The organism is Pseudoalteromonas arctica (assembly GCF_012927645.1).
GTDB classification, from domain to species: Bacteria; Pseudomonadota; Gammaproteobacteria; order Enterobacterales; family Alteromonadaceae; genus Pseudoalteromonas; species Pseudoalteromonas arctica_A.
This window is the reverse complement of the sequence record NZ_JABBMT010000044.1, coordinates 1-25,068: the sequence shown is the minus strand read 5'-3', so window position 1 is coordinate 25,068 and position 25,068 is coordinate 1. Positions and strand designations below refer to the sequence as shown.

General features: G+C 40.4%; 26 protein-coding genes and 1 pseudogene. 20 read left to right on the top strand and 7 right to left on the bottom strand.

What is annotated here, in order from left to right; all coding sequences use genetic code 11:
* Nucleotides 1–454: 454 nt before the first annotated feature.
* The 3 genes from HHO47_RS17685 to hslR form a co-directional block, all read right to left on the bottom strand.
* The gene (locus HHO47_RS17685; RefSeq protein WP_169021490.1) at nucleotides 455–1,993 is read right to left on the bottom strand and encodes a phosphoenolpyruvate carboxykinase; all 1,539 of its coding nucleotides are present in this window, start codon (nucleotides 1,991–1,993) and stop codon (nucleotides 455–457) included.
* Between the two features lie 264 nt (nucleotides 1,994–2,257).
* Complete coding sequence (hslO, locus tag HHO47_RS17680) at nucleotides 2,258–3,103, bottom strand: Hsp33 family molecular chaperone HslO (protein WP_169021489.1); 846 nt, start codon at nucleotides 3,101–3,103, stop codon at nucleotides 2,258–2,260.
* A gap of 10 nt (nucleotides 3,104–3,113) precedes the next feature.
* Nucleotides 3,114–3,536, bottom strand: coding sequence for a ribosome-associated heat shock protein Hsp15 (gene hslR, locus HHO47_RS17675; RefSeq protein ID WP_169021491.1), 423 nt, complete (start codon nucleotides 3,534–3,536; stop codon nucleotides 3,114–3,116).
* 204 nt (nucleotides 3,537–3,740) lie between these two features.
* Here hslR and gspC point away from each other — a divergent pair, with 204 nt between their 5' ends.
* From gspC to HHO47_RS17610, 13 genes are all read left to right on the top strand, one after another.
* Nucleotides 3,741–4,688, top strand: coding sequence for a type II secretion system protein GspC (gene gspC, locus HHO47_RS17670; protein WP_169021488.1), 948 nt, complete (start codon nucleotides 3,741–3,743; stop codon nucleotides 4,686–4,688).
* A 23-nt stretch (nucleotides 4,689–4,711) separates the two neighbouring features.
* Nucleotides 4,712–6,775: a type II secretion system secretin GspD gene (gene gspD / locus HHO47_RS17665; RefSeq protein ID WP_169021487.1), complete on the top strand. Its 2,064-nt coding sequence runs from the start codon at nucleotides 4,712–4,714 to the stop codon at nucleotides 6,773–6,775.
* Complete coding sequence (gspE, locus tag HHO47_RS17660; protein WP_169021486.1) at nucleotides 6,768–8,327, top strand: type II secretion system ATPase GspE; 1,560 nt, start codon at nucleotides 6,768–6,770, stop codon at nucleotides 8,325–8,327. The genes gspD and gspE overlap by 8 nt, the downstream gene beginning before the upstream one ends.
* Nucleotides 8,328–8,329: 2 nt before the next feature.
* Nucleotides 8,330–9,565 (top strand): type II secretion system inner membrane protein GspF, encoded by a 1,236-nt coding sequence (gene gspF / locus HHO47_RS17655; protein WP_169021485.1) that lies wholly within the window; start codon nucleotides 8,330–8,332, stop codon nucleotides 9,563–9,565.
* A gap of 74 nt (nucleotides 9,566–9,639) precedes the next feature.
* Entirely contained in the window at nucleotides 9,640–10,059 is a 420-nt protein-coding gene (gene gspG / locus HHO47_RS17650; RefSeq protein WP_145242768.1) for a type II secretion system major pseudopilin GspG, read from the top strand.
* A 49-nt stretch (nucleotides 10,060–10,108) separates the two neighbouring features.
* The gene (locus HHO47_RS17645) at nucleotides 10,109–10,711 is read left to right on the top strand and encodes a pilus assembly FimT family protein (RefSeq protein ID WP_169021483.1); all 603 of its coding nucleotides are present in this window, start codon (nucleotides 10,109–10,111) and stop codon (nucleotides 10,709–10,711) included.
* Nucleotides 10,711–11,088, top strand: a complete 378-nt coding sequence (gene gspI, locus HHO47_RS17640) for a type II secretion system minor pseudopilin GspI (protein ID WP_169021482.1) — start codon at nucleotides 10,711–10,713, stop codon at nucleotides 11,086–11,088. Before HHO47_RS17645 ends, gspI begins: the two co-directional genes overlap by 1 nt.
* Complete coding sequence (gspJ, locus tag HHO47_RS17635; RefSeq protein ID WP_169021481.1) at nucleotides 11,089–11,712, top strand: type II secretion system minor pseudopilin GspJ; 624 nt, start codon at nucleotides 11,089–11,091, stop codon at nucleotides 11,710–11,712. It begins immediately after the preceding gene.
* The gene (gene gspK / locus HHO47_RS17630; RefSeq protein ID WP_169021480.1) at nucleotides 11,702–12,691 is read left to right on the top strand and encodes a type II secretion system minor pseudopilin GspK; all 990 of its coding nucleotides are present in this window, start codon (nucleotides 11,702–11,704) and stop codon (nucleotides 12,689–12,691) included. Before gspJ ends, gspK begins: the two co-directional genes overlap by 11 nt.
* On the top strand, nucleotides 12,688–13,896 hold the full coding sequence (gene gspL, locus HHO47_RS17625) for a type II secretion system protein GspL (RefSeq protein ID WP_169021479.1): 1,209 nt from the start codon (nucleotides 12,688–12,690) through the stop codon (nucleotides 13,894–13,896). Before gspK ends, gspL begins: the two co-directional genes overlap by 4 nt.
* On the top strand, nucleotides 13,893–14,366 hold the full coding sequence (gspM, locus tag HHO47_RS17620) for a type II secretion system protein GspM (protein WP_169021478.1): 474 nt from the start codon (nucleotides 13,893–13,895) through the stop codon (nucleotides 14,364–14,366). Before gspL ends, gspM begins: the two co-directional genes overlap by 4 nt.
* A gap of 3 nt (nucleotides 14,367–14,369) precedes the next feature.
* The gene (locus HHO47_RS17615) at nucleotides 14,370–15,128 is read left to right on the top strand and encodes a type II secretion system protein N (RefSeq protein ID WP_169021477.1); all 759 of its coding nucleotides are present in this window, start codon (nucleotides 14,370–14,372) and stop codon (nucleotides 15,126–15,128) included.
* 18 nt (nucleotides 15,129–15,146) lie between these two features.
* A complete protein-coding gene (locus tag HHO47_RS17610) occupies nucleotides 15,147–15,767 on the top strand; it encodes a UPF0149 family protein (RefSeq protein WP_169021476.1) in 621 nt (206 codons plus the stop codon).
* Between the two features lie 2 nt (nucleotides 15,768–15,769).
* Here HHO47_RS17610 and HHO47_RS17605 read toward each other — a convergent pair whose 3' ends face one another.
* Nucleotides 15,770–15,973 (bottom strand): hypothetical protein, encoded by a 204-nt coding sequence (locus HHO47_RS17605; RefSeq protein WP_169021475.1) that lies wholly within the window; start codon nucleotides 15,971–15,973, stop codon nucleotides 15,770–15,772.
* Nucleotides 15,973–16,332 carry a hypothetical protein gene (locus HHO47_RS17600; protein WP_169021474.1) on the bottom strand — a complete coding sequence of 120 codons (360 nt, stop codon included), beginning with the start codon at nucleotides 16,330–16,332 and terminating at the stop codon, nucleotides 15,973–15,975. Before HHO47_RS17600 ends, HHO47_RS17605 begins: the two co-directional genes overlap by 1 nt.
* 293 nt (nucleotides 16,333–16,625) lie before the next feature.
* Here HHO47_RS17600 and ccoG point away from each other — a divergent pair, with 293 nt between their 5' ends.
* The 5 genes and pseudogenes from ccoG to HHO47_RS17575 all read left to right on the top strand — a co-directional run.
* The gene (ccoG, locus tag HHO47_RS17595; RefSeq protein WP_169021473.1) at nucleotides 16,626–18,056 is read left to right on the top strand and encodes a cytochrome c oxidase accessory protein CcoG; all 1,431 of its coding nucleotides are present in this window, start codon (nucleotides 16,626–16,628) and stop codon (nucleotides 18,054–18,056) included.
* A gap of 63 nt (nucleotides 18,057–18,119) precedes the next feature.
* Entirely contained in the window at nucleotides 18,120–19,097 is a 978-nt protein-coding gene (locus tag HHO47_RS17590; RefSeq protein ID WP_169021472.1) for a serine/threonine protein kinase, read from the top strand.
* 29 nt (nucleotides 19,098–19,126) lie between these two features.
* Nucleotides 19,127–19,750, top strand: a complete 624-nt coding sequence (locus tag HHO47_RS17585) for a thiol:disulfide interchange protein DsbA/DsbL (RefSeq protein ID WP_169021471.1) — start codon at nucleotides 19,127–19,129, stop codon at nucleotides 19,748–19,750.
* A gap of 34 nt (nucleotides 19,751–19,784) precedes the next feature.
* On the top strand, nucleotides 19,785–20,420 hold the full coding sequence (locus HHO47_RS17580; RefSeq protein WP_169021470.1) for a thiol:disulfide interchange protein DsbA/DsbL: 636 nt from the start codon (nucleotides 19,785–19,787) through the stop codon (nucleotides 20,418–20,420).
* Nucleotides 20,421–20,483: 63 nt separating this feature from the next.
* Nucleotides 20,484–20,725: pseudogene (locus HHO47_RS17575) on the top strand (DUF523 domain-containing protein); the annotation flags it as partial.
* A gap of 8 nt (nucleotides 20,726–20,733) precedes the next feature.
* Here the strand turns inward: HHO47_RS17575 and trmA are convergent.
* Nucleotides 20,734–21,834, bottom strand: a complete 1,101-nt coding sequence (trmA, locus tag HHO47_RS17570; RefSeq protein WP_169021469.1) for a tRNA (uridine(54)-C5)-methyltransferase TrmA — start codon at nucleotides 21,832–21,834, stop codon at nucleotides 20,734–20,736.
* 164 nt (nucleotides 21,835–21,998) lie between these two features.
* Here trmA and HHO47_RS17565 point away from each other — a divergent pair, with 164 nt between their 5' ends.
* Both HHO47_RS17565 and murI read left to right on the top strand, forming a co-directional pair.
* On the top strand, nucleotides 21,999–23,120 hold the full coding sequence (locus tag HHO47_RS17565) for a DUF5610 domain-containing protein (protein WP_169021468.1): 1,122 nt from the start codon (nucleotides 21,999–22,001) through the stop codon (nucleotides 23,118–23,120).
* A gap of 63 nt (nucleotides 23,121–23,183) precedes the next feature.
* Nucleotides 23,184–24,002, top strand: a complete 819-nt coding sequence (murI, locus tag HHO47_RS17560; RefSeq protein WP_169021467.1) for a glutamate racemase — start codon at nucleotides 23,184–23,186, stop codon at nucleotides 24,000–24,002.
* Here murI and HHO47_RS17555 read toward each other — a convergent pair.
* The gene (locus tag HHO47_RS17555; RefSeq protein ID WP_145242807.1) at nucleotides 23,965–24,444 is read right to left on the bottom strand and encodes an RNA recognition motif domain-containing protein; all 480 of its coding nucleotides are present in this window, start codon (nucleotides 24,442–24,444) and stop codon (nucleotides 23,965–23,967) included. The genes murI and HHO47_RS17555 overlap by 38 nt on opposite strands.
* Nucleotides 24,445–25,068 lie beyond the last annotated feature (624 nt).

Here is a 25,068-nt window from a genome sequence, read left to right as displayed (position 1 = left end):
GCCACAAGATACACCGTGTACTAAAGCTACTAGCGGTAAATTGTAAGCGTCAATCCATTGAAAAAGAAAGTGACATTTGCCGTTTTAAAATAGGAAGTTACGCGATCAACGTTCCTTAAGAACTAAGGTATGAAGCAAAGCTAGGTGTCGTTAGCTATACACTTGCCTGTATTGGGTACGCCTCTCGCCTCTCGCCTCAAAGCCTATTTTCCAATGATCATTGATTGTGTAGTATAAGCAAGACGAAATGAAATATTTTCCTATTCATACATACTAATAATATTTTTGCTATGATCGGTGGTGATTATTTTGGCGATAAAAAGATTTTTCAGTAGCAAGAGAGTGAACAACAAATTTAGGGGGGTAATTTCGTTTTATCATGAACAAAGTTTTCATTAGTAAACTGAAAACGCCAGCGCAGGCTGGCGTTTAAATTTGGTTTTATAGCGAGTTATTACGCTTTAGGTCCGGCATTTTTGATTTCATCTGAAACATCGTATTTTGCGAAGTTTTCAGTGAAGTCTGCTGCAAGTTTAGCTGCATATTCAGCGTATTTTGCTTTGTCTTCCCATGTATTAATTGGGTTAAGTAGTTTACTGTCTACGCCTGGTACTGTAACTGGTACGTCTAGGTTTAAAACATCAATATGTTGTGTTTCAACACCAGCAAGTTTACCTGATACGATTGCATCAACAACAGCGCGGGTAGTTGGAATATCAAAGCGCTTACCTGTGCCGTAAGGATCACCAGTCCAACCTGTATTAACTAGGTAAACTTTAGCGCCAAACTCGCGTACACGCTTCATAAGAAGCTCTGCGTAAACACCTGCAGGACGTGGGAAAAATGGTGCGCCGAAACAGGTTGAGAAGGTTGATTCAATATCACTTGTAGAACCAATTTCTGTTGAACCTACTTTTGCAGTGTAACCACTTAGGAAGTGGAACGCTGCTGCTTCTTCGCTAAGGATTGATACAGGCGGTAATACACCACTTACATCACAGGTTAAGAATACCACTGCTTTTGGTTCACCTGCGCGGTTCTCTACTTTACGCTTTTCAACGTGCTCAAGAGGATAAGCTGCGCGGCTATTTTGAGTTAGGCTTGTATCGTGAAAGTCAGGAATACCTTTTTCATCAAGTACAACGTTTTCTAGGATAGTTCCAAAACGGATTGCATCCCAAATAACAGGTTCATTCTTTTGCGATAAGTCGATGCATTTTGCATAACAGCCGCCTTCGATGTTAAATACACTACCAGGTGCCCAGCCATGCTCATCATCGCCGATTAGGAAACGCGTTGGATCTGCTGATAACGTTGTTTTACCTGTACCAGATAAACCGAAGAATAAAGCGGTGTCGCCTGCTTCACCTACGTTAGCAGAACAGTGCATTGGTAATACACCTTTCGCTGGAAGTAGGAAGTTCTGTACAGAGAACATCGATTTTTTCATTTCACCGGCATAACGCATACCTGCTAGCAATACTTTACGTTGTGCAAAGTTGATAATAACTGTGCCATCGCTGTTTGTGCCATCACGTTCAGGATCACATACAAATGAAGGAGCATTCATTACCTGCCACTCGGGTAAATCAGATGTATTATAAGATTTAGGTTCGATAAACATGTTTTTGGCAAAAATATGATGCCATGCAGTTTCAGTTGTAACAACAACTGGTAGATAATGCTCAGGATCAGCGCCAACTTCAAGGTGAGAGATGAAGTGGTCATTGCTTTGCACATGTGCTTCTACACGTGCCCATAGAGCGTCAAATTTATCTGCATCGAAAGGGCGATTTACATTACCCCATTGGATATCATTTTCAGTACTTGATTCTTGAACAATAAAACGGTCTTTTGGAGAACGACCAGTACGACGACCGGTATTTGCAACAAAAGCTCCATTGGCGGCTAAAGTCCCTTCGCCACGACGGATCGCGTGTTCGACAAGTTCAGCTGCAGTTAGATCGACAAAACGAGTAGCGCTTGAAGTCATGTTTATACCTAAATTGTGTGAGATTGAACGGGATAGCTCTGGGGTTCTAAAGACCTTTAAGCTGCATTTATAGTAACAGATGGATTAGGGATATTCGAGCTTATCAAAGGCCTAAAAACACATATATTTAGTAAAAAACATGAATAATTTCAATGATACCGGTGTCATAAAAGTAATGCAACTCATGACACCGGTATCAATTTTTTGCATAAAAAAACCGCAATAAATGCGGCTTGAGTTCTGTTGGTTTTTTGAATAGTGAGATTAGTTGAAAATACTTTTTACATCTTGTTCATTAAAAACGTAATCTTTTAAGCAATAATGGCAGCTAATTTTTACTTCACCATTTTCAATAACGTCATCTAATAAAGTTTGTTGACCTATATTAACGAGCGCAGTGATGGTTTTCTCTCTACTACAACCACATTTAAACTGGATTGCTTGCGGCTCGTACACGCGTGGATTGTCTTCATGATAAAGACGAGTAAGCACAGTTTCAGCATCAAGTTCTAGTAACTCTTCAGCTTTAATCGTATTACTGAGTGCTTCAAGGTGGGTAAAGTCAGTAATCGACTTTTCTTTATTAACAGGTAATACTTGTAATAGTAGACCTGCAGCTTTAGCATGACCTTGTGTTGTATCAGTTGCAAACCAAAGACGTGTTTGTAGTTGTTCTGATTGTGCAAAGTAGGCTTCAAGACATGCCGCTAATGTGTCGTGCTCAAGCGGAACGATACCTTGATAACGTTCACCTTTAGTTGGGGTGATTGTCAGTACCATCACACCGTTACCTATTTGTTCCTGAATGGTGGAACCTGTTACTTCACCTTGCAGACGGGCAATACCGCGCATATTTTGTTGATGATCGCCGTTGATAACCGCATATTTTACCGGACCATCACCTTGCAGTTGTACTGCTATATCACCTTCAAACTTTAATGTAGCTGTAAGTAGGCAGGTTGCGACCAGTAACTCACCCAATAAAGCTTGCACTTGCGCTGGGTAATTATGATCGGTAATCATTTCATTATAAGCTTGCTCTATTTGTACGAGTTCGCCGCGGGCGTCTAGTTGATCAAATGTATAACGATGAAGTAGATCTTGTTGCATGGGGCTTTACCTAACTTGATTTCATTTTTAAAAGTTCGCGTCTTTGCTTTTTGTCTGGTTTACGATCCGGATGAGGAGCAAAAAAGCTATTATTCTTGCGCGCGATGCTATTGGCTTCGCGTTTTTCGATACTTGCATCAGACTCGTGATACAAGGTTTGAGCAATGGAGGCACTTAAGCGTTTATCAAGCAATTTAAGTACAGTGATAACTTTTTCGTCAACTCCTTGAGCAAGTTTGATCACAGCATCTAGTTCGACTATTTTACTAGGTTTAGTGCGCTGGCCATTATAATGCACTTTGCCACCTTGCACCATATCCCGTGCGATGGCGCGGGTTTTATAAAAGCGTGCAGCCCACAACCATTTGTCTAAACGGATACTAATAGCTTCATCTTTTGACGTGGTATTATGGGTGTTACTTTTTGACACAATTATACTCAATTAAAAGCGCGGCTCTGTAAGGCAAAATTTAGCATGAAACTGACCAACAAAGAAATAGTCGAAGTTTTTACGCTCAGCTTGAGCGTTAATTTACCTAGATTATAAAGTTTCATATTAGTGCGCTTGTTGAATGAAAAATGAAAAGGTACTATAGGCCAGCGATGAAGCAGCAAATTAAAATAAGAAACGTCATTTATGGAACAGCGATTACAACAGCTAAAACATGTAGTAAGTAAATTACCCCACGCTAAATTGAGTTGGGCAATAACGCTTTTAGTCGTTGTTTATATTGCCTTCTTAACAGCAAAATTATTTTGGCTACTATGGCCAACCCCAGTTTATTCTAGCCTTTCTCCAAGTTATATAAATAGCGCTACAGGTAAATCTGGACGCGTAAATACGCAAGCAATTTTAGCACAAAACTTATTTGGTAAAGCTGATGCTGCGCCTAAAAGATCAGCAAGCAAACAAGCTCAAGTCATTAACAATGCACCAGAAACTCGATTAAGCATTAATTTAACCGGTATTGTTGCGGTCAGTGGCAACGATCAAACCGGTTTGGCAATTATTGAATCTCAAGGCCAACAATCAACCTATTTAGTAGATGATGTTGTACAAGGCACTCGTGCTAAGCTTGCTCAAGTATTACCTGACCGCGTAATTTTAGATGTCAGTGGCCGCTTTGAAACGTTAATGCTTGATGGCGTGGATTTTACCAAAACAGTATCAATGCCAGTACTTGCCGAACGTGAAAGTGATGAACCTGAACTCGATGACGGTCCGCAAATGGAAAGTGATCATCAGATTGATGTAACAGCAAATCAAGAAGTAAAAGAAGCAATTATAGAGACCCGAGAAGAATTGTTAAAAGATCCCGGTAAATTATTTGACTATATTCGAGTATCTCAGGCTATGAAGGATGGTGAACTTATAGGCTATCGTTTAAGCGCTGGTAAAGACCCTGCATTATTTACGCAAATGGGGTTACAAAATAACGATTTGGCTGTATCGATTAACGGCTATCAATTAACAGATTTAAAACAGGCCATGTCAGCCATTAATGAGCTGCGTAATAGTACCGATGCCAACATTACAATTGATCGTGATGGCGAGCAGATTGATGTGCAATTTAGCCTGCAATAACCTAGCTTTGGAGTTTTAATATAATGGTTCACGCGCTACACCTCAAAAAAATCAGAAAAGGGTTAGCTAAGTACGCAACACTTTTTTTTGTGGCTAGCTTATCTCTATCGGTGTCTGCCGTTGAGTATGCTGCAAACTTTAAAGGGACTGATATCAACGAGTTTATTAATATCGTTGGTAAAAATCTGAATAAGACCATCATTATCGACCCGAATGTACGCGGCAAAGTAAATGTGCGTAGCTATGAATTGATGGACGAGGCACTTTATTATCACTTCTTTTTAAATGTGCTAGAAGTTTACGGTTATTCAGCTGTTGAAATGGATAACGGTGTTATAAAGATTGAAAAAAGCTCTGATGCTAAAAAATCAAACGTACCATTAGTCACTGAAGACGACCAAGCGCGTGGTGATATGATGATCACCCGTGTCGTACGTGTAAAAAATGTTAGCGTACAAGAACTCGGTCCATTAGTGCGTCAGTTTAGCGACCAAAAAGATGGCGGTCATGTTGCCAACTTCAACGCTGCAAACGTAATGATGTTGACCGGTCATGCTGCCTCAGTAAACCGACTGGTTGAAATTATTCGCTCAGTTGATCAGGCCGGCGATAAGCGGGTTGATATTGTTAAGCTAAACTTTGCCACCGCAGATGATGTGGTATCTGTGGTTGATAATATTTACAAAGATAGCGGTAAAGGCAGCATCCCGGAATTTTTGATCCCTAAAGTCGTTGCAGATGGCCGTACTAATAGCGTGATTGTTAGTGGCGAAGGCCAAGCAAGAACGCGTGCTATTGAATTAATTAAACGCCTCGACGGTGAGTTACAAAGCCAAGGTAACACTAAAGTAATTTACCTGAATTATGCCAGCGCTGAAGATTTAGTGAAAGTGTTGCAAGGGGTTAGCAAAACGCTTGGTGAAGAAGGTCAAGGCGGGGCAACTAAAACTCGTAGTCGCAACCAAAACGAAACCAGCATCGAAGCTCACCCTGATTCAAACTCATTGGTCATTACTGCTCAACCTGACACTATGCGTTCATTGGAATCAGTGATTGAACGGCTTGATATTCGCCGTGCCCAAGTACTCGTTGAAGCAATCATTGTTGAAGTAATGGAAGCTGATGGGGTTAACTTTGGTCTGCAATGGATTTCAGAGAAAGGCGGTATGATGCAGTTTAATAACGGCACAAATGTTCCTATAGGTTCTTTAGCTGTGGCAGCTGAACAAGCCCGTGATAAAACAGTGACTAAAACAATTATAGGTCCTGAAACGGGTACGCCAACGGAGTACGAAGAAACCATTGCAGGGGATTTAGGCCCGTTAAGTTCATTACTTAGTGGTGTTAATGGTCTTGCGATGGGGATTGTTAAAAACGATTGGGGTGCGATCATTCAAGCGGTCTCTACCGATACTAACTCAAATATTCTTGCTACACCTTCGGTTACTACTATGGATAACGAAGAAGCATCAATGATTGTCGGTCAAGAAGTACCTATCATTACCGGAGCTCAAACGGGCACTAATAATGATAACCCATTTCAAACAGTTGAGCGTCAAGAGGTGGGTATAAAACTTAAAGTAACGCCACAAATAAATGATGGTTCAGCTGTACAGCTAACCATTGAGCAAGAAGTCTCAGGCGTTAGTGGTAAGACTGCTGTTGATATATCTATTAATAAACGTGCCATTAAAACCACGGTTATGGCTGATGACGGCGGCATGGTTGTGCTTGGTGGTCTAATTGATGAAGATGTACAAGAAAGCGTCTCGAAAGTACCAATATTAGGTGATATTCCCATCCTTGGTCAGTTATTCCGCTCAACCAGTAGCAGTAAGCAAAAACGTAATTTAATCGTGTTTATTCGTCCAACCATTATTCGTGATGGAATTACAATGAATAAATTGAGTCACAGCAAATATAACTTTATTCGTAGTGAGCAGTATAAACAAAAAGAAGATGGTATTGATTTAATGCCTTTAACCGATATGCCAATCCTACCTGAGTGGAATGATGCATTAGTATTACCGCCAACGTATGAAGAATACATAAAACAGCAAAGTACCGATGGGCGCAATAATGACTGATGCACTCACTGAGATCACCGCAGAGCTCCCGCAGCCACAAAATAATAGCGAGCTGTTGACCAGTAATGATTTAGTTGAGCTGCCTAATAAGCGGCTACCATTTTCATATGCACGACGTACAGGCATGCTATTAAGTAAAGATAACGATGACCGGGTGGTTTTCTATCGGGGGGAGCTTGATATTGATGCTTTGTTAGAAGTTCGTCGCATCGCTGGGCATGGCTTTACGCTTGAACATTTAGCTGATGACAAGTTTGAGTTATTATTAGAAGCATCATATCAACGCGATAGTTCTGAAACTCAGCAAATGATGGAAGATATCGGTAACGAGGTAGACCTATTTTCGCTTGCTGAAGAAATGCCACAAACGGAAGACTTACTCGCCGGTGATGATGACGCACCAATCATTAAACTGATTAACGCGATGCTTAGTGAAGCAATCAAAGAAGGTGCGTCAGATATTCACATCGAAACCTTTGAGCAAGAGCTCGTTATTCGCTTTAGGGTTGATGGCGTACTTAAAGAAGTACTGAAACCAAACCGTAAACTGGCATCGTTGTTAGTCTCACGTATCAAAGTAATGGCGAAACTCGATATTGCGGAAAAGCGTATCCCACAAGATGGTCGTATAAGTTTACGTATCGCAGGGCGTGCAGTTGATGTACGGGTCTCAACCATGCCATCAAGTTTTGGTGAGCGGGTTGTATTGCGTTTGCTTGATAAAAATAATGCGCGTTTAAATCTTGAAGATTTAGGTATGACACTGCGTAATCGTGAATTGTTCTCTGATTTGATCAGTAAACCGCACGGAATTATTTTGGTGACCGGCCCAACTGGTTCGGGAAAAAGTACCACGCTTTATGCGGGTATGAGTCAAATTAACTCTCGCGATCGTAATATTTTAACGGTTGAAGATCCAATTGAGTATGAAATCCCAGGCATTGGCCAAACTCAGGTAAATACTAAAGTTGATATGACCTTTGCCCGTGGCTTACGGGCAATCTTACGTCAAGATCCAGATGTCGTAATGGTTGGTGAAATACGTGACCTTGAAACCGCACAAATTGGCGTGCAAGCCTCACTTACGGGTCACTTAGTGATGTCGACATTGCATACCAACACCGCAGCAGGTGCTATCTCTCGTATGGAAGATATGGGCGTAGAGCCTTTCTTATTATCATCCTCTTTACTTGGCGTCCTCTCGCAACGGCTAGTACGTACTTTATGCAATAGCTGTAAAGAAGCACATGTAGCCGATGAGCGCGAGTGTGAATTGCTTGGCGTACCATTTGATAATCCGCCGACCATTTACCGAGCCGTTGGCTGTGAAGAGTGTAACTTTAATGGTTACCGTGGTCGTACCGGTATTCATGAATTACTGGTCGTTGATGAAACTGTTCGCGAACTTGTTCACAGTGGTAAAGGTGAGCAAAGTGTTGAAAAGTACATTCGCAAACATACCCCAAGTATTCGCCAAGATGGCTGTAGTCGCGTATTAGCTGGTAAAACCACCCTTGAAGAAGTATTACGTGTAACGCGTGAGGAAGGTTAACAATGGCAGCATTTGAATATCGCGCGCTCGATGCTCGCGGTAAAGAGAAGAAAGGTATTCAAGAAGCGGATACCGCCAAACAAATTCGCCAATCGTTACGTGAACAAGGTCTGACGCCGCTCGAAGTTGTGCTTGCCGGCGAAGGCGAAAAGCAAATTAAAGGCGAAAAAAGCTCGCTATTTGGCAGCTTTTTTAAAGCGAAAATATCTACCTCAGATCTCGCTTTGATCACTCGCCAACTCGCTACACTCATTCAATCGGCGTTACCGGTTGAAGGGGCGGTAATGGCGGTGGCTGAACAGTGTGAAAAACCACGTATGAAACGCATGTTAATGTCGGTGCGTTCGAAAGTTGTTGAAGGTTATACCTTGGCTGATGGCATGTCTGAGTTTCCACATGTGTTTGATAATTTATACCGTGCTATGGTGGCTGCAGGCGAAAAGTCAGGTCACTTAGATGCTGTATTGAATCGTTTAGCCGATTACACGGAACAACGCCAACACATGCGTAGTCAAATCACGCAGGCGATGGTATATCCGGTGATATTAGTAATATTTGCCATTGGTATCGTGTCAATATTACTAGGGACAGTCGTGCCGAAAATATTGAAGACATTTGAAAAGTCAAAGCAGGTTTTACCTTGGACGACGGAATGGGTCATGGCGGCGAGTAACTATGTACAAAATTATTGGTTTATTACTTTGGTGTTATTTACCGCCACAGTGATTGGTGTTAAACATGCGCTCAAACAGCCTAAGATCCGTTTTTGGTATGATTCGAAAATTTTGATTATGCCGGGCATTGGCAAAGTTGCTCGTAGTATTAATACCGCCAGATTTGCTCGAACACTGAGTATATTGTCATCAAGTTCAGTGCCGTTACTAGAGGGGATGCGTATTTCTGGTGGCGTATTGATCAACGAGAAAATTAAAAAAGCAGTGGCTGATGCTGCAACCCGCGTTAGTGAAGGGGCAAGTTTAAGAGCATCTTTACAACAAACAAAATTATTCCCACCGATGATGCTGCATATGATCGCCAGTGGGGAGAAATCAGGTGAGCTCGAGCAAATGCTAGAGCGTGCTGCAAACAATCAAGACCGTGAATTCGAAACCATGGTAAATGTCTCGCTAAAACTCTTAGAGCCTGCGATGATAGCGTCCATGGCGGTTATTGTATTGTTTATCGTAATGGCCATATTACAACCTATTATGGCAATGAATAAAGCGATTGGACTTTAACTATTTTAGGGATTTCGTAATGCATTTTCATCGTGTTACGATAGTGAATTATTAAGAACAACAGAGGTATGTACGTGAATAAACAAGCAGGTTTCTCATTACTCGAAGTTATGGTGGTGCTGGTTATCATTGGCATGATCATGTCAATCGTGGCACCTAACATTATGGGTCAGCAAGAAGAGGCAGCATTAGATAAAGCGCATCTTGATATACAGCAGCTTGAAGATGCTATGAGTCTTTATAAATTAAAGAACAAAGCTTACTTAACTACTGAGCAAGGCCTTGAAGGGTTAGTGACTAAAACAAGCGTAGAGCCAGTACCAAAACGCTTTCCTGAAGGTGGCTTTATTTCTAAATTACCAGAAGATCCATGGGGTAACCCATATCAATTAATCAGCCCAGGTGAAGTGGGTAAATTTGATTTGTTCTCAATGGGACCGGATGGCGAAGTGGGTACTGATGACGATATTGGTAACTGGGACGAAGAAAAATAAAAATGCATCTTGATATAAAAGCATTTTTGTCCCCAGCACTGAGCTTAATATGCTGTTAAGTCGAGCTAAGTTGCGCCTTGTAAAGCTAAAGTCACCGATGCGTGGCTTTAGCTTAATTGAAATTCTAGTTGTGCTGGTGGTGATAGCCTTCGCCACAAAAATGGTGGTATATAGTCTTGATGGCGGTGTTGAAGATGAATTGGATACACAAGCACTGAGACTGCATACCACCATTAATATGGCCTCTGAATTTGCAATCTTAAATCAGGTTGAATTAGGTTTTTTGCTTGATAAAGATACGTTGGAGTTTTTAGTATTTGATGGTGAAAAATGGATCACTTTCGATCGAGAAAAGCTGTTTGCACCGGTGACTGTTGATGAACGTCTCAAATTGACACTTAATCTAGAAGATCTCGCCTGGGCTCAAGATAATCTACTCGAACAATCTAATTGGCGCGAGTTAATGAGTGGCGGTGATGAGGATGATTTTTTAGAGCTTAAACAACTTAAAATCCCGCAAGTCCTTATTTTATCTTCTGGTGAAGTTAGCGCGTTTCAACTTATCTATGCATTAAAAGATGAAAAAGAACCTGTATATTTCATCGAAGGGGAATTTTCCGCACCGGTTAACCTACGCAGAGAGCCAGAATAATGTATCGCAGGTCTAAAGGTTTTACCTTACTTGAGGTTATGGTAGCGCTGAGTATTTGTGCCATGGCAGGAATTGCGGCCATGCAAGCAACAGCCGAGCATATTAATCACTTATCAAGCCTTGAAGAGCAAACCTATGCCTCTTGGGTAGCTGAGAATGTAATGATTGAACAGCGTACCTTAGGCGATAAATGGCAAGGCAAAAATGGCGCAAAAGGCACTGAAACAATGGCTGGTATAGAATGGTATTGGCGTCAAAATATCGCAGCGACAGCAGATAAAAGTTTTGTCAAAGTAACGATTAATGTATTTAGTGATGAAAAGTTAGAGCACTCGGTTTATGAGCTCATCAGCTATTTAAATAAAGGTAGCAAATAAGTGAAGCAGCGCGGTTTTACACTCTTAGAAGTGATGGTAGCGCTGGGGATCTTAGCATTCGTCGTGTTGGCTACTCACCAAATTCTTGATTCGACCACCAAAGCTAAAGGTGCATCAGACGAAAAAATTGCAGAATTGAATGGTTTGCAAACGACCTTTAGATTAATGGATCAAGACTTCAGCCAAATGACTAAACGTGTCGTGCGTAATGAAGCCGGTGATGTGCAAGAACAATACCTACTTGCTGGGCGTTACACCATTGATAGCCAGTATGACGGTATTGCCTTTGTGCGAGATGGCTGGATTAACCCAATTAATTTATTACCGCGTTCAGAACTACAAGCAGTGGGTTATCGTGTTATTGATGACAACCTTGAGCGCGTATATCGGGTTTATGTTGATCAACTCGATAACCTTGAACCGCGAGTGCAAGTTATTCTTAAAGATATCGAAGATCTTAAATTTGAATTTTTAGATGAAAAGCATGAATGGCAAGAGCAGTGGCAGGGCAAAGCCTTGCCAAAAGCTGTGGCAGTTACATTGCAACAAATTGATGAAGAACCGATAAGACGCGTTTTTTTAGTTCCAGGTAATGGGAAGGCGGGAGGTTTAAGTGAACCATAAATCTCAACATGGCGCCGCGCTTATAATTGTCTTGTTTATTGTTGCCTTGGCATCAATTTTAGCCGTAGAGATGAGTACTAACTTGCTTGTTCAAGTGCAAAAAAGTACCAATATACAAGGTCATCAGCAAGCTAAGTGGTATGCCTATGCCGCAGAAGAGCTGGCTATTAAAGCGTTATTACAAAGCAAAAAAGATGACCCTGACAAAACCACTTTAAAACAAATTTGGGCGCAACAAGGCGATATTCCTTATCCGGTTGATAATGGTACTTTGCAAGGCAAGATCACGGACTTACAGGCTTGTTTAAATCTCAATGCATTACGTGTTAAAGCGCCACAAACTGGTAGTGCTGATAAAACCAATCCTGCGCACACCGCGTTATTAGCGCTATTAGAAAATATTGAAGACTTGCCAGCAGAAGAGTCGGAAGAAGCCATGGCTGACAGTGTTTACGACTGGCTCGATGAAGATAGTATTACTTATCGTTCTGGCGCTGAGGAAGATGAGTATTTATCGCGTAAATCCCCCTATATGACAGCGAATAGTTTTTTTGCATCAAGCTCAGAGCTGCGTTTGGTTAAAGGCTTTAATCCATTAGTGATGGAAAAAATCTTGCCATACGTATGCGTGATCCCAGATAGCGAATTGTTAGCAATTAATGTCAATACAATCGCTCCTGAACAGGCATTATTATTGAGTGCATTGATTGATGGTTTGAGTGAGTCAGGTGCGCAAAGTGTACTATCAGTCCGACCAGAAGAAGGCTTTAGTAATATTGAAGAATTTTTTGAACAAGTGAATCAACAAGGGGCTCAAAATGTTAAGTCTGTTGAAAAGCTGTTCACCATAAATAGCGAATATTTTAAACTACAAGCGCAGGCTAAATTTGTCGATCTGCGTTTTTCGATGACCACATTACTGCATGCCAAAGATGGCGAAGTAACTATACTGGCGCGAAAATTTGGAGGCGTACAGTGACAGAAATACTGTTGATCCGCACGGGTCAAACTCAACAAGAAAGTATTAATTGGCTGATTTACTCACCATTAGAACAAGAAATAATTGCCAGTGGCGGATTGCCGAACGCTGAGCAACTGGGTGAGTTAGTTGAAAAAGCACAGAGCCGTGAAGTTGTGGTATTACTTCCGTGCGATCAGGTGCAATTAAAAACTGTAATCCTGCCGACCAAGTGGAATCGTAAGCTTGAGCAAGCGCTCCCATATATGCTTGAAGAGGAGATTGCATGTGACGTAGATGACTTATTTATCGCGATTGCTGAGCCTACTATGGTCGGTGACAAGCACGCCATTAAAGTTGCCATGACTGACCGAGAATGGTTTGAAACTTGGTTAGCTGTATTTGCTGAACATGAAATCGAAGTTTTCAAACTGTTACCCGATGCATTATTGCTTCCTACTGCGGAACATGAGGGATTAAGCGTTATTGAGCTTAATAATCAATGGTTATGTAAGCAAGGTGCATGGCGGATCAGTGCAGTAGAGCAAAGCTGGTTGGCGGAGTATTTAACTGCTTTAGGCCACCCTAATGTTGCACATTACAGCCCTGCCTCGCAATTTCCAGAAACGGTTAATCTTATGGCGCATACCGATGCTTATGATTTACCGCTGGCGTTATTTGCTAAACAATTACCTGAGATAAAATTCAATCTTCGCCAAGGTCAATATCAACTGAAAAAGCAAAGCACATTATGGTGGGCGTATTGGCAAAGTGCCGCCATTGCAGCGAGTGTCGCGTTAGTTGGCTCTGTGGCTGTAAAAAGTATTGAATTGTATCAGCTAAATAGTGAGCTTGAAGTCGCTAAAACACAGGTGGTTGAGCGTTATCAAACTGCCTTTCCGGGTAAAACAGTACGCCCGCATTTGATCAAAAACCAAATTCAGGGTGAATTGGCTAAATTAGAAGGGGGCAGCAGTGCCAGCTTCCTAGATTTAACGAATGCGCTGGTGGGGGTATTTAGCCAAGTACAAGAGTTTACCCCTGAGACATTGCGTTATGATCAACGTCGCAATGAACTTAGAGTTCGTGCTCGCGGAAAAGATTTTCAAACCTTTGGCAAAGTTAAAGCAATTCTTGAACAGCGCGGATTAACCGTAGACCAAGGCTCATTAAATAATGATGGCGACTTTGTAGTCGGTGAAATCAAACTACGAGGTGCAGCATGAAGCAACAACTTTTAAAACATTGGCGTGGCTTAAAAGAGCAAGAACAACAGTTGGTGATGGTCGCAGGGGTTATTTTTGTTATTTTTATATTAGTTATGGGTATTTTTAGACCACTAAACAACGCGATAACTGAAGCTGAAAAAAACCAAGTTAAACAGCAAGAATTATTAGCGTGGGTTGATAACAGTATTGTTAAACTCAAAGCAGGGAGTGCGCGTGCTGTAACAAGTGACCAAAACTTGAGTCAAATAGTTAATGCTAGCCGTGGTCGCTACGATATAACTATCAGCAAAATGCAGCCTAGCGATAATTCATTAAGATTAACCATCGACTCGGTACAGTTTAATAAGCTTATAGAATGGCTTGATGAACTGGTAAACACTAAAGGCGTATTGATTGAAAATTTAGATCTCAGTCGCGATGATAAACCAGGCTACGTGCGCGTTAGCCGACTGGTATTAGAGAAGTAAAGAATGAAAAAAATAGCGATGCTTATAGTAATATTTTTCTTCGGTTTTATCTTTTTTGCACTATTAAAAACGCCAGCTGCAGTTGCGCTTAATTTAGCAAATCCTTATTTACCTAAAGATCTGCAAATAGGTAAAGCATCGGGTAGCATTTGGCAGGGGAGAATAATGCAGCTGCGCTATCAAGATGAACAGATTAATAATTTAAACTGGGATATTTCTGGTTGGGCATTATTCACCGGACAGCTGACAGGCAGTATAAAGTTTGGAGATCCGCGACAGACTAGTGAATTGTCAGGTCGCAGTGACTTTAGTTATGGTTTGCTTGATCAAGTAGTGGCATTAAATGATGCTACATTGCGTTTGAGCGTTGCACGTGCGATGCAGCGTTTGCAGTTGCCATTACCTATTAATGCTAAAGGCAGAGTAATTGTTGAGTTAGATGAATATCTCTCAGGAGCGCCTTATTGTGATGCATTAAAAGGTGAAATTGCCAGTCCAAACATCGATGTGCAAGGATTGTCTGGTTGGTTTAGCGTTGGTCCATTAAGTGGCAAGTTAAGCTGTAAGTCGGGCGATATAGCCGTGTTAGTAGATCCTGAGAACCGCTTGGGCTTAGCGGCTGATGCAACCTTGAAAGCAAACATGGACTTTAAAGTGGCTGGATATATCAAGCCAGAAGCATCACTACCAAAAGAAGTACACGATGCCGCCAAATTTTTAGGCCGTGCAGATAGTAATGGCCGTTATCCATTGAATTTTTAAACAAGGCTGAATTGTTTTATGCAAATTCCTGAATTTACACAGCAACATGGTCAGCAGTTAAGTGCGTATTTAGCGAGCCGTAATGGCGCCATGACACTTGTGCAGAGCCAAGGTTACTTATTTGCGGTTATTTGCTCTCCTGAGCCATTAGACGTACACGAGTGGCTTGAACGGATAGTGCCAGATACACACGATCAGCTAGAAGAACAAACATTATTTGCATTGATGGCTTTGTATCATCAGATCAGTGAACAAGTTTATGAAACAGGCTTTAAGCTCCCTGTAAGTTTACAGGTGAGTGATCAAGACGACAGCTACCTAGATTTGCATGAATGCCAGCAATGGTGTCAGGGTTTTGTTCAGGGAGCACAGGTATATATTAATAAGCTAATGCAAGCTGATGCACTAACAGCTGACTTAACTGATACACTGCAAACCGCTTACGCCAGTTTAGGCTTTTTTGCTTTAGAGCCTCAGCTTATTACAACAATTGCCCAGCAAAATCAGCTTAGTGAAATACAACTAAGCCAGCAACAGTATGAACTAATGGGAGATTTTGCATTAGGATTTGCTGAGTTAATAGAAATTATCGCGGTACAAAGTGGTTTATACGCTGATGAAGAAGATGGTTGGAGTTAGCATTATGCTAAATCCAACACAATTTCAGTACAGCCATTCGGGCATTTAGCAACCCCTTTGGCAGGTTGCTGAGTCTTTAAATCTAACGTTAATATGCCTTGGCATACTTCACATTTTACCGCTTGTCCTTTCGCCAGCTTCTTCAGTAGATTTTTATGTTGGTTAAACGATGCGCTGCTTCTTTTTGTTAAAGCTGAAAAATCCACTATTTACCTCTGCGCTCAGCCAATGCTGTTGAGACGATGTCACACACTGTATTTAAACGATCTTCGTAAAAATATAAGTTGAGATCTTTACTGCGGCAGTAACGAGTATGGAATAGCTGCAGTTGTTCATCAGTTTGCATGGTTTCTTCTAAATACTCTAACTCGCTTTCTGAAAGTGTTAGTTCTGACTTGATGCGGTTTTTTGCCATGCTCGCCGCGGGCCCACGGTTAATGTTGCTAGCACTACTTAATAGCCCTACACCTTCCCCTAATAATTTTTCTCGAGGTTCTTTTATCATTGGGTGATCAATTGTGAATAACGCAAGTATCACTACAACTAGTACAAGGAATTTTTTCATATGTGAGTAAACTTTGATCTGAACGGGTACGAATTAGACACCAGTGTAATAAAATGCCCCTTTGTAAAGCAAGCAAGTTAGGTGAATAAATTATTTATCAATGAATGTCAGCTTTTTTTAGGAGAGTTGGTATAATGACAGAGAACAATTAGATTTTTCAGAAATTTCTGAACTTTTACGGCGCTGTAGTTTAGTTAGCACATATTTTTATATGTAAGCGTAGTTGTTAGCTATCTAAATAGCGTTATATGATTGTTTGACTTTCATTCTCCAAGCGGCGTTGAGGAACTTCGATGGACAAGCAAATAAAAGTAAAAAATATTCCTAGTGAGGTTAAGATCGAAAAGCCCGATCTATATGCTCAACAGGATAGATTTAATCCCCGTAATCGCATTTATGTACGTGCGGTTAAAGGGTTACATCAACTATTAAGACAGCGTATTGGTTTTCTTGGTATGTTGGCGTTCATGGCACTGCCATGGATAAATTTTAATGACCAACAAGCGGTATTATTTGATCTCATTGGTCAAAAATATAACATTTTTGGGCTCACTCTATGGCCACAAGATTTTACTATTCTTGCTTTTATTCTGATGCTTGCAGCATTCGCATTATTCTTAGTGACCACCTTTTACGGTCGGGTTTGGTGTGGCTATACATGCCCGCAAACCGTCTGGACGTTTATTTTTATTTGGTTTGAAGAAAAGTTTGAAGGGACTGCTAATCAACGCAAAAAACTTGATCAGCGACCAATGAACTTGGATAAATTTTGGCGTAAAACAGCCAAACATACCAGTTGGATAGCTTTTTCTTTATACACCGCATTGACCTTTGTTGGTTATTTCACACCTATTCGCGAACTACTCCCTGACTTCATAACTTTCAATGTTGGCGGCTATGCGCTAGTGAGTATCATCGGCTTTGCAATATGTACTTATGGTAATGCTGGTTGGATGCGCGAAATTATGTGCTTGCATATTTGTCCGTATTCGCGTTTTCAATCTGCAATGTTTGATAAAGATACTTTCACCGTGAGCTACGATGAAAAACGTGGTGAAAATCGTGGTCCACGTAGTCGTAAACAAGATCGACAAGAGCTTAGCTTGGGTGACTGTATTGACTGTAATTTGTGCGTACAAGTATGCCCAACAGGGATCGATATTCGCAATGGTCTGCAAGCTGAATGTATTAACTGTGGCGCCTGTATCGATGCCTGCGACGGGGTAATGGATAAAATGAATTATCCGCGCGGGCTTATTTCATATACCACTGAGCGTAACCTGCAAACGCCAGAGAACAAAACCAATCCTCTGCGCGCTAAGATTATTGGTTATATTGTTATATTAGTGGTGCTCAGCGCAGCGCTGTTAACGAATATTGTGATGCGTAAACCAATGGACTTGGATATTATTCGTGACCGCAATCAACTCTATCGAGTCGATTTTAATGGTCTTGTCGAAAACACCTATACACTTAAAGTGATCAACAAAGCGCAATATGAGCAAACGTTTAATATCAAAGTAGAAGGGTTAGAGAATTTCAAATACATTGGTAAGCAAACCTTTACCGTGCAAGCTGGTGAATCACATAATGTGCCATTGTCTTTAGTAATGGACCCGTATGACTTGAAAGCACCTATAACCAAGTTTAGCTTTGTATTATCGCCAGTAGATGATCCAAGCTCGCAAATTTCGCAACCGAGTAACTTCTTTAAAGCGCGATAGTTAAGTACACTGATAATAAATAAAAAGCGGGGTTTTCCCGCTTTTTTATAAGTGATGAGAATTATGAGTAAATTTAGTTTTGTTGACCTCACCCCAGATTCGATTTTAGATGCGGTCGAAAGTATTAGCATTTACGCAGAGTCTGGCTTATTAGCACTGAACAGTTACGAAAACCGTGTTTATCAATTCAAAGCTGAAGATGGCCTACGTTATGTGGTGAAATTTTATCGTCCCGAGCGCTGGAGTAAGGCGCAAATACTCGAAGAGCATAGCTTTGCATATGAATTGGCTGATGCTGAGGTGCCTGTAGTTGCGCCGATACAGCGCAATGGCAAAAGCTTATTTGAGCATAATGGTTATCTATTTACTTTGTTCCCAAGTGTCGGGGGACGTATCTTTGAAGTTGATAATCTTGATCAGTTAGATGTGCTTGGTCGTTTGATTGGCCGGATGCATCAAGTAGCGAAAGGAAATGTTTTTAGCGAACGACCGGTCATAGGGTGTGACGAGTATTTAGATACAGCTAAAATTCAGTTACAAAAAAGTAATCTGGTGCCTAGCAGTTTAACTACCGCATTTTATACCATCTTAGATATGGTAATCGATAAAACGAAATCGCTTTATCAGCAAGTGGATACTATACGCTTACATGGTGATTGCCATGCCGGTAATATTCTGTGGGCGGGAAATGCCTTAATGTTTGTTGATTTGGATGATAGTCGCCAAGGGCCCGCTATTCAAGATTTATGGATGATGCTCAGTGGCGATCGGAACAATCAACTGTTACAGTTAGACACCTTAGTGGCAGCCTATGAAGAGTTTTGTGATTTTGATCATACTCAGCTCAAATTGATTGAACCGTTACGTGCAATGCGTATGATTCATTATATGGGGTGGCTAGCTAAACGCTGGGAAGATCCGGCATTTCCGCGGAACTTTTCATGGTTTGCTGATGACAAATACTGGGAGCAACAAATTTTAGCGCTAAAAGAGCAGTATTCTGCACTACAAGAGCCGCCGCTGACGTTGCTGCCTAACTAATTATTAAAAATATCTGAAACGAGAGTCCAATGCTTAAAAAATTAAAACTGAGTTTACTAATCTTATGCCTACCGTTTGCTGCCATGGCTACAGATTTTAAAGCTGGTGAGCACTATGACGTACTAAAAATTGAAAAAAGTAAAACCTCACAAGTAACAGAATTCTTTTCATTTTATTGCCCGCACTGTTTTAAGTTTGAACCAGTAGCTAAAGCAATGGAAAAAAGCTTGCCTGCAGGTACTGAGTTTGTAAAAAACCATGTGAATTTTTTAGGTGGTTTAGCGCCAGAAGTGCAAAGTAATTTGAGTTATGCGTATATCATTGCTAAACAGCATGACAAAGGTGAGCAAGTTGCAGATCAAATGTTTGACAGCATTCATATAAAACGTGCTCCACTCAATAATATTAAAGACGTTAAAGCATTACTTGCAGTAAATGGCATTGATAGCGATACCTTTGATAAAAATATTGCCAGCATGCCTGTGATTGCGGCGGAAAAAGCCATGCAAGACAAGCAAAATAAGTTTTCACAAATGGGAGCCTTAACCGGTGTGCCAACGTTTATAGTTAATGATAAATACAAAATTAATATGAATACCATCACAAGCCAAGAACAGCTTGATCAGTTAGTTACCTTTTTATTACAACAATAAGCTATTAAAACAATAATTTTTGGAGTTTTTACCGATGATAAAATTAGTTAAAGCAGGATTACTAGCGCTGCTATTACCATTAGCTGCAAATGCAGCAACGACGTACGAAGAAGGTGTGCATTATGATGTAGTATCTGAGCGTGCCAGCAAAAAGCCAGAGGTCAAAGAATTTTTCTCATTTTATTGTCCTGCTTGTAATAACTATGAACCTTTACTAGCTGATGTTAAACCTAAGCTTGATACAAGTATTAAGTTTAAAAAGAGCCACGTCGATTTTATTGGTGTTCGTGATCCTGAAAATCAACAAATGATTTCACAGGCACTTGCAACAGCTGAAGTACTACCACAAAAAGATGCCATTATTGCAGCCATGTTTAATCATGTTCACGTTAAACGTGCTAAGTTTAATGAACTAGCTGATGTTAAAGATGTATTTGTCGCGCAAGGTGTTGACGGTGATAAGTTTGATAAACTGTATAAAAGTTTTTCAGTACGCACTATGAGTTCAAAAATGAAGCGTGACCAAGATTACTATAAAGATAAGGGGGCACTGCGTGGCGTACCAACATTTATCGTAAATGGTAAATATAAGCTTAACCTAGGTCGTGAATCAGGTATTACTGAGCCTGAAGATATTAGCAAATTGATTAATTACTTAGCTGCTAAATAGAGCTGTTTAGTGTTTATTGTAAAAGCTCCGTACGCGGAGCTTTTTTGTTACAGGTGGTAAGAAATGCATAAAATACTGGTTTCAAGTTGTTTGCTTGGCACGCCTGTACGCTACGACGGCACTGGGCAGCAACTGCTTCACCCTGCAGGCAACAGCAAGGGGGTGTAGTGTCCTTCTGCCCTGAAGTTGCTGGTGGTTTATCTACCCCGAGAGATCCCGCTGAAATCAACAATCATAAAGTAATTACTAATACTGGTGAGGATGTGACTGCTGAATTTAAGCTAGGTGCTGAAAAAGCACTGGCATAGATACTTTACAATTTACGTTGTAAAAATACCCCTGATTCAATGTGGTGGGTATATGGAAATTGGTCAAAAATCGCAAACCGTTTGACTCCATGAGTGCGAGTTAGGTGCTCTAAATCGCGTTCTAGTGTCTCAGGGTTACACGAAATATAAATAATGCTCTCGTAATTGGCGACTAAATCACATGTTAATGTATCCATGCCTGCGCGTGGTGGATCTACTAAAATAGTTTGACAATCGTAGCTGGTTAGATCAATCCCTTCTAACCGAGAGAATGTACGCTCGCCGTTCATTGCTTGCGTAAACTCTTCGCTCGACATACGAATGATATCTAAGTTAGTTACGTTATTTTTAGCAATATTATACTGCGCCGAGTGTACTGACGATTTAGAGATTTCGGTTGCTAATACACGATCAAACGACCCAGCTAAGGCAATTGAAAAGTTACCGTTACCACAATAGAGTTCTAGTAAATCATTTTTTAGTGGTTTACATAAGTCTTGTGCCCACTCCAGCATCTTAATGTTTACTTTAGCATTTGGCTGCGTAAAGCTGTTTTCAACTTGTTGGTAAATAAGTTGCTGGCCATTAACTGTTAAACGCTCAGTAACAAAATCATCACCGAGCACTTCTTTTTGTTTGCGAGCACGACCAATAAAATCAATTTTAAAGCGTTCACTCAATGATTCTTTTAGTGACTTGATAGCTGCTAGCCATTCTTCGTCGAGTGGTTTGTGATAAAGCAAACTCACTAAAATTTCACCGCTTAAACTAGCAAGATAATCTATTTGGAATAATTTACGACGCAATACTTCACAGCCTTTAAGATTATCGATCATTGCCTGCATTACCTCCCCAATTAGCGGCGCTGCAGGGTCAAACACATCGACTCTGATTTTATCTTTGGTAGCTTGATCAAACATAATGTGGAATAACTCATCGCCGTCGTGCCATACTCTAAATTCAGCGCGTTGACGGTAATGAATTGGCTCAGAGGCAAAGACTTCTAATTGTTCAACACCAAAGCGTTGGAATTGCGCAATGATACGTTGCTCTTTTTCATTTAACTGTGCGTCGTATCCTGTTGTATCGATCTTTATAACCGCCATTACCTACTACCTTATTTCATTATGCTGTTTATCGGCGCTATTGTAGGGGGCAGGGATTATTTGTCTAGTTTTGCGTAACGAATGATGCTGTTTTTTTGTACATTTTACTTTAGTTATTTATTTTTGGGCCGATACTTAAAGTAAGTAAAAATAGGAGTCGGATCATGAAAATTGGCAACTTTGGCTTTGTTCCAAACAACAACGTCAATAAATACAGTAACAAAGCTGCATTACAGCAACCTACAATACAGCCGCCCCAAGATAGTTACCAGCAACGTGGTAAAGAATTAGCTGCAAAAGTATTAGGTGACAAAATGGCTGAGGCCTTAGGCTTACCTGTCGCGGAAGAGAAAAAAGACAAACCACTGTTTGATTTTGAAGAAATCGTCAAAAACGTTTTGGACTTTGTAACAGGTGCCGTTAAGAAAGCGCAAGCCAATGGTGCCGATAATGAAAAACTCAAAGGTATGCTTAGTGATGCACGCAAAGGTGTACAAACAGGTATTGATGACGCCTATGGTGAATTAAAAGATACCGGTATTCTAAACGACGAAATTGAACAGGGCATAGAAAAATCCAAAGAGGGTATTTTTAATGGCCTGGATGAATTTGAAGAGAATTTATTTAATCCTAAATCGGATTCTATCAGTGTTACTCAAGCACAGTATTTAAGTTTAAGTAATAATGCGCAATATAACTTCACCACAGCAGAAGGTGATGAAGTGAGTATTAGTTTTGCTGATGCATTTAAACAGCAATCAGCCAGTAGTTATCAGCGTAATGGTCAAAATGAAGGTTATGCCAGTGCATCATCACAATCGCGGGAGTTATCATTTAGCATGTCAGTAAATGGTGATTTAAACGAAGATGAACAAAAGGCTATAAATGCAATGATGGAAGACTTGCAAAATGTTAGTAAAACATTTTTTGGTGGCGATTTAGAACAAGCCTTTGAACAAGCACAAGAGCTGAACTTAGGCAACGAACAGCTAGTCGCGTTTTCAATGGAGTTAAAACAAACTAAAACGTTTGCAGCAATAAAAGGCTATGAAGAGAACAAACCAACACCAGAGAAAGCTGTGGCTGAAAAAATAGCGCCATTTAATGACGATCTAAAAAATGCCTTTAATAAAGCAGGTGATCTTGGTTTGCAAAATGAATTGTCAGGCATTTTACAATGGTTAAATCAAGACCAAGCAGAAATAAGCAAATTAGTCGACTATACAAAATCGATGTTTGAGCAAATGAATAAATTGCGCTCAGCTGCACTAGAGAGTGAAGCATAAGCTTTATTTTCAGTACATCGCGTGGCAAACTGCTCAGCTTAGTTATTATAAGGAGCGAGTTGTTTGTCACCTCATATCATGGTTTTTGATTCGGGCATTGGTGGTACCACAGTGCTGAAGCATATTCAGCAATACATACCTGATGGCCGCTATAGTTATTTTATGGATAACGCCTACCTACCTTATGGAAAACTGAGTCAACAAACCATAATTCAGCGCCTCAGCGGATTATTAATTTTTATAGAAACACAACAATTACACGTTGATGTGTTAGTTATTGCTTGTAATACCGCATCTACTTCAGCACTGAGCGCACTTCGCGAGTTAACCACGATACCGATCGTCGGTGTAGTACCCGCAATTAAACCCGCCGCTTTATTATCTAAGTCACAGCATATTGCCTTATTGGCCACACCAGCAACAGTAGAAAGTAGTTATACACAACAGTTGATAAGCCAGCATGGTCAAGCTGTTACAGTACATTTATATGCGAGCGTTGAACTTGTAGCGTTGGCGGAGCAAACATACCAAAGTAAAAAGATTATGCAAGACAAACTAGTTGCAGAGCTCGATAGTCTCGCTATTGACAATAGAGTGGATGTAATCGTGTTAGGTTGTACGCATTTTCCAATTTTAGCAAAAGGTTTGAATGAGTATTTTAATAGTACTGTACTATTACTTGATTCCGGCGTAGCAATAGCCAAACGTGTGTGTGCAATACTAACAGAACATAATATTGATTGGAGTAATGAGCTTGATACTAATAAGTGTACAGGCAAGAAAAAGCCGCTACGTTATTACGCAACGGCTTCTATTTATGTTGATAAGCAACCGGTGGAGCTAGTTACGCTGATTGATCCGACTCAGAACGAAAAGAGTTAGATTCATCATCTTGTTTTTGTTTTGCTTCACGAACTTTCAATGTACGTTGTTGAAACTCGCTATCGTTTAATTTTGCAATAGCATTATCAGCATCTAACTCTGCCATTTCAACAAAGCCAAAGCCACGACGTTTGCCAGTATTTTTATCCTTTAATAAGCGTACATTAAACACTTTACCTTGTTCTTCAAATAAAGCGCGAACTACACCTTCATTTGCACGATAAGGAAGATTGCCCACATAAAGTGTTTTTGTTTTTACTTCGGCTTCTTCTACATCGCCAGATGACATTGCAGCTATAACTACACCACCAATTAATAAACCAGCACCAAACAACAGTGCGGGACTTAATTGTAGGCTCGAAAGCGCAAAATTAACTATAACGAAACCAATAACAGCAAGGATAACTGAAGAGATAAGAGATTTTTGATCGGGTAATTTCATTTTGATCTACCAATAAACAGGAAATAAACATTAATTTAACATTGTGAGCTTGCTATCTTAACGCGATAAATGAACATAGCAATGATATTTAGGTGAAATAATTTAATTTACATCAAAAAAGACTCGAAAAAGCATCGATTAAGTGTTCTTTTAAAATGTTTTGCATGCTTTTTGAGCGAATGGTCAAAAGATTGCAAAAAAGTGTTGATCTGTTTTTGGATCTCCCTATAATGCGACCCCACTGAGACGGGAAACGCCAACGCATAGCGGGGCACGAACAACTCAGAGAGTTAAATAAAACTTGAGTTTTAATCATCGTAAGAAAGTTTAAAATTAAGTGTTGACTCGAAAAATAAAGGATGTATTATACGCATCCCTAGCGACAATGTCGCAACGTTCTTTAACAATATAAAGCAATCATCTGTGTGGGCACTCGTACAGATTGAGTTCTAACAGCCAAGCTTAGTTTACTAAGTGAGGCAAACAAATTTAGAGTATCAATTGAAAACTGAGTGACCAACAGCAATAACTACTTAGGTAGGAATTGCAGCACAGTCAATTCAATATCGAAAGATATTAAATAAATTCAGAATTCATTGAGCTGTCGAAAGACATAAAACTTTT

Excerpts from the sequence above, each read along its gene's own strand:
- HHO47_RS17555 (WP_145242807.1), bottom strand. The coding sequence starts at position 24,444 with ATGAAATTACCCGATCAAAAATCTCTTATCTCTTCAGTTATCCTTGCT.
- HHO47_RS17600 (WP_169021474.1), bottom strand. The coding sequence starts at position 16,332 with ATGAAAAAATTCCTTGTACTAGTTGTAGTGATACTTGCGTTATTCACA.
- trmA (WP_169021469.1), bottom strand. The coding sequence starts at position 21,834 with ATGGCGGTTATAAAGATCGATACAACAGGATACGACGCACAGTTAAAT.
- gspF (WP_169021485.1), top strand. The coding sequence starts at position 8,330 with ATGGCAGCATTTGAATATCGCGCGCTCGATGCTCGCGGTAAAGAGAAG.
- gspD (WP_169021487.1), top strand. The coding sequence starts at position 4,712 with ATGGTTCACGCGCTACACCTCAAAAAAATCAGAAAAGGGTTAGCTAAG.
- gspI (WP_169021482.1), top strand. The coding sequence starts at position 10,711 with ATGTATCGCAGGTCTAAAGGTTTTACCTTACTTGAGGTTATGGTAGCG.
- HHO47_RS17615 (WP_169021477.1), top strand. The coding sequence starts at position 14,370 with ATGAAAAAAATAGCGATGCTTATAGTAATATTTTTCTTCGGTTTTATC.
- HHO47_RS17590 (WP_169021472.1), top strand. The coding sequence starts at position 18,120 with ATGAGTAAATTTAGTTTTGTTGACCTCACCCCAGATTCGATTTTAGAT.
- gspM (WP_169021478.1), top strand. The coding sequence starts at position 13,893 with ATGAAGCAACAACTTTTAAAACATTGGCGTGGCTTAAAAGAGCAAGAA.
- HHO47_RS17685 (WP_169021490.1), bottom strand. The coding sequence starts at position 1,993 with ATGACTTCAAGCGCTACTCGTTTTGTCGATCTAACTGCAGCTGAACTT.
- gspE (WP_169021486.1), top strand. The coding sequence starts at position 6,768 with ATGACTGATGCACTCACTGAGATCACCGCAGAGCTCCCGCAGCCACAA.
- HHO47_RS17645 (WP_169021483.1), top strand. The coding sequence starts at position 10,109 with ATGCTGTTAAGTCGAGCTAAGTTGCGCCTTGTAAAGCTAAAGTCACCG.
- HHO47_RS17610 (WP_169021476.1), top strand. The coding sequence starts at position 15,147 with ATGCAAATTCCTGAATTTACACAGCAACATGGTCAGCAGTTAAGTGCG.
- HHO47_RS17565 (WP_169021468.1), top strand. The coding sequence starts at position 21,999 with ATGAAAATTGGCAACTTTGGCTTTGTTCCAAACAACAACGTCAATAAA.
- hslO (WP_169021489.1), bottom strand. The coding sequence starts at position 3,103 with ATGCAACAAGATCTACTTCATCGTTATACATTTGATCAACTAGACGCC.
- HHO47_RS17585 (WP_169021471.1), top strand. The coding sequence starts at position 19,127 with ATGCTTAAAAAATTAAAACTGAGTTTACTAATCTTATGCCTACCGTTT.
- gspC (WP_169021488.1), top strand. The coding sequence starts at position 3,741 with ATGGAACAGCGATTACAACAGCTAAAACATGTAGTAAGTAAATTACCC.
- HHO47_RS17580 (WP_169021470.1), top strand. The coding sequence starts at position 19,785 with ATGATAAAATTAGTTAAAGCAGGATTACTAGCGCTGCTATTACCATTA.
- ccoG (WP_169021473.1), top strand. The coding sequence starts at position 16,626 with ATGGACAAGCAAATAAAAGTAAAAAATATTCCTAGTGAGGTTAAGATC.